Source organism: Acidobacteriota bacterium (assembly GCA_026393675.1).
Taxonomy (GTDB): domain Bacteria; phylum Acidobacteriota; class Vicinamibacteria; order Vicinamibacterales; family JAKQTR01; genus JBAXOX01.
This window is the reverse complement of record JAPKZQ010000022.1, coordinates 1-2712: the sequence shown is the minus strand read 5'-3', so window position 1 is coordinate 2712 and position 2712 is coordinate 1. Positions and strand designations below refer to the sequence as shown.

Annotated in this window: 2 protein-coding genes; both read right to left on the bottom strand. The window is 66.4% G+C overall.

Going from position 1 to position 2712, the window contains the following annotated elements; genetic code table 11:
- Positions 1-394 precede the first annotated feature (394 nt).
- Positions 395-1450 carry a tRNA (adenosine(37)-N6)-threonylcarbamoyltransferase complex transferase subunit TsaD gene (gene tsaD, locus NT151_07235; protein ID MCX6538707.1) on the bottom strand — a complete coding sequence of 352 codons (1056 nt, stop codon included), beginning with the start codon at positions 1448-1450 and terminating at the stop codon, positions 395-397.
- A 13-nt stretch (positions 1451-1463) separates the two neighbouring features.
- Positions 1464-2537 carry an S-methyl-5-thioribose-1-phosphate isomerase gene (gene mtnA, locus NT151_07230; GenBank protein ID MCX6538706.1) on the bottom strand — a complete coding sequence of 358 codons (1074 nt, stop codon included), beginning with the start codon at positions 2535-2537 and terminating at the stop codon, positions 1464-1466.
- Positions 2538-2712: the final 175 nt, after the last annotated feature.

Genomic DNA, 2712 nt, shown 5'->3' with positions numbered 1-2712 from the left:
CATACAGGTCCCGCTTCTGCTGGAGGTCTCACGACCTCACGCAGGGGACCGCGCTACCCTACTGCTCAGCGGTTCATAGGGGTGGGCTCCTTTCATCCCACGAGGAACACGCCGCTTCACGGCGCACCAAAACGCGCCTTCCGGGAGTTGTCGCCGAACGCGCGTTGGGACCCTACCCAACGCCTGTCTTGGCCCTCACGGCGCGTTTTGCAGACTGACGCCCTTCGACTTCGCTCAGGACTTCGCTGTCGGCTTGGTTCGAGGGGCCGCTCCGCGAATCGCCACGTCACATGTTTGCCCCGCGGGCTGTCTTTCGTCTTCCCACCGACTACTGACTACCGAACTTCTTACTTCTTACTTCTTGCTTCTTGCGTCTGACTACTGCGCCGCCTCGCTACACCAGCGGCAGCGACGCGTCGGCGTTCAGATCCAGGCCGGCGCGCACGCCGGCGTGGAATCGCCGAAGGCCTGCGGCGGCGATCATGGCGGCATTGTCGGTCGAGAGCGCCAACGACGGCACAAAGACCGGCACCCCGATCCGCTCACCCGCCGCCATCGCGTCGGCGCGAAGCCGGCTGTTGGCCGACACGCCACCGGCGATGCCGACGCTGCGCGCCCCGTACCAGCGCGCGGCCGCGAACGTCTTGTCGAGTAGCGCCTCAACCACCGAACGCTGGAAACTGGCGCAGATGTCAGCGGTTTCCGCCGCACTCGGCGTCCAACCAACGCCCCGGGCCTTCACGTAGCGGAGCACCGATGTCTTCAGCCCGCTGAAACTGAAATCCCACTGCCCTTTCAGGAGTGGCGCGTTGCGATCCGGATGTGTCATGCGGGCAATCGGAAATGCGACGGCGCGGTCGTTGCCGCCGCGCGCAAGCCTGTCGATCACCGGACCGCCCGGGTAGCCAAGCCCGAGCAGCTTCGCCACCTTGTCATAGGCCTCGCCCGCCGCATCGTCTCGCGTTCTGCCAAGTGGATCGTAGCGTCCGGGCTGGCGCACCTCGTAGAGACTCGTGTGCCCGCCAGAGACGACGAGGATGATGGCCGGAAGCGGCAGGTGACCGTGCTGAAGAAACAGCGATTCGATGTGACCGGCCAGGTGGTGAACCGGCACGAGCGGGAGATCCCAGACCGCGGCCAGCGATTTGGCGAATGAGAGCCCGACCAGCAGACTCCCGACCAGTCCCGGCCCCTGGGTCACGGCAATCGCGCCGAGATCGCGTGGGCCGGTCTGCGACTCGGCCATCGCCCGCTCGACCACGCCGCAGATATCGCGCACGTGCTGGCGCGACGCCAACTCCGGCACGACGCCGCCCCACTCGCGGTGGATCTCCACCTGCGAGGCCACGACGCTCGATCGCACCACCCACGGTTTCGCCGCATCGGTGGTTTCCTCGACCACCGCGGCCGCCGTCTCGTCACACGATGATTCGATTCCGAGGATGCGCATCGTTGCCATCGCATCACACCGATGGGACATCCTCTGCCGCGCGGATTGGGCCCACCGCCTCGCGCAACGAGTCAGCGTACGGCGGCCGGCATACGCCGCGCTCGGTGATGATGGCGGTGACCAACGCGTTGGGCGTCACGTCGAACGCGGGGTTCCTGATTTTCGCCCCTTCCGGCGTAAGCCGCGTGTTGCCCATGTGTGTCACTTCGCGAGCGTGGCGTTCCTCGATCGGAATCCGCGATCCGTCTGGCGTCGCCAGGTCCACTGTTGAGATCGGCGCCGCCACGTAGAACGGGATGCCATGTGCCTGTGCCAGGACGGCCACCGAGTAGGTACCGATCTTGTTGGCGACATCCCCGTTGGCCGCGATCCGATCCGCGCCAACCACCACCAGATCAACGAGGCCCTGGCGCATCATCGCGCCGGACATGTTGTCGGTGATCACCGTCGTGTCGATGCCGTCGCGCACCAGCTCCCATGCCGTGAGTCGCGCGCCCTGCAGGAACGGACGCGTCTCATCGGCCATCACGGTGATGCGCTTCCCCTGCTCCACCGCGCCTCGAATGACGCCAAGCGCCGGGCCGTACCCGGCGGTCGCCAGCGCCCCCGCGTTGCAGTGGGTCAGAATGCGAGCGCCGTCCGGCACGAGCGCCGCGCCATGCCGTCCCATCGCCCGACAACTGGCCACATCCTCGTCGTGGATCGCGTGCGCGTCGGCTTCAAGGCTGGCGCGGATCTCGTCGACGGACGCACCCGCAAGCGCCGCCGCGGCAAAGGTGCGTTTCATCCGCTCGATGGCCCAGAACAGATTGACGGCGGTCGGCCTCGTCGCCGCCATGATGTTACAGATCTTCTGGAACTCGGTCGCGAACGCCCGAGTCCCGGTCGATTTGCTCCGGCGCATCCCGATCGCGATGCCCATGGCCGCCGCGACGCCAATGGCCGGCGCCCCGCGAATCACCATCGTCCTGATGGCTTTCGCCACGTCGTTCGCGGTGCGGCACCGAACCCAGATCTCGGATCCGGGCAGCTTCCGCTGGTCGATCATGACCACGGTATCGTCTTGCCAGTCGATCGTCGGCAGCATCGTCTCTCCATCATACAGGGCGTGGGCTCGCACTGCGTCCCCGCTCACGCAAGCCGGGTGGAGTAGGCCCCAGTCCGCCGTGGAATCACGCACGGACCAGCAACCCCTCGTCAAACCGTACGTGCGGATTTCCCGCATACGGCTTCCCTCGACGTTCACCGAGTATGCCTTGCGT

Excerpts from the sequence above, each read along its gene's own strand:
- tsaD (MCX6538707.1), bottom strand. The coding sequence starts at position 1,450 with ATGCGCATCCTCGGAATCGAATCATCGTGTGACGAGACGGCGGCCGCG.
- mtnA (MCX6538706.1), bottom strand. The coding sequence starts at position 2,537 with ATGCTGCCGACGATCGACTGGCAAGACGATACCGTGGTCATGATCGAC.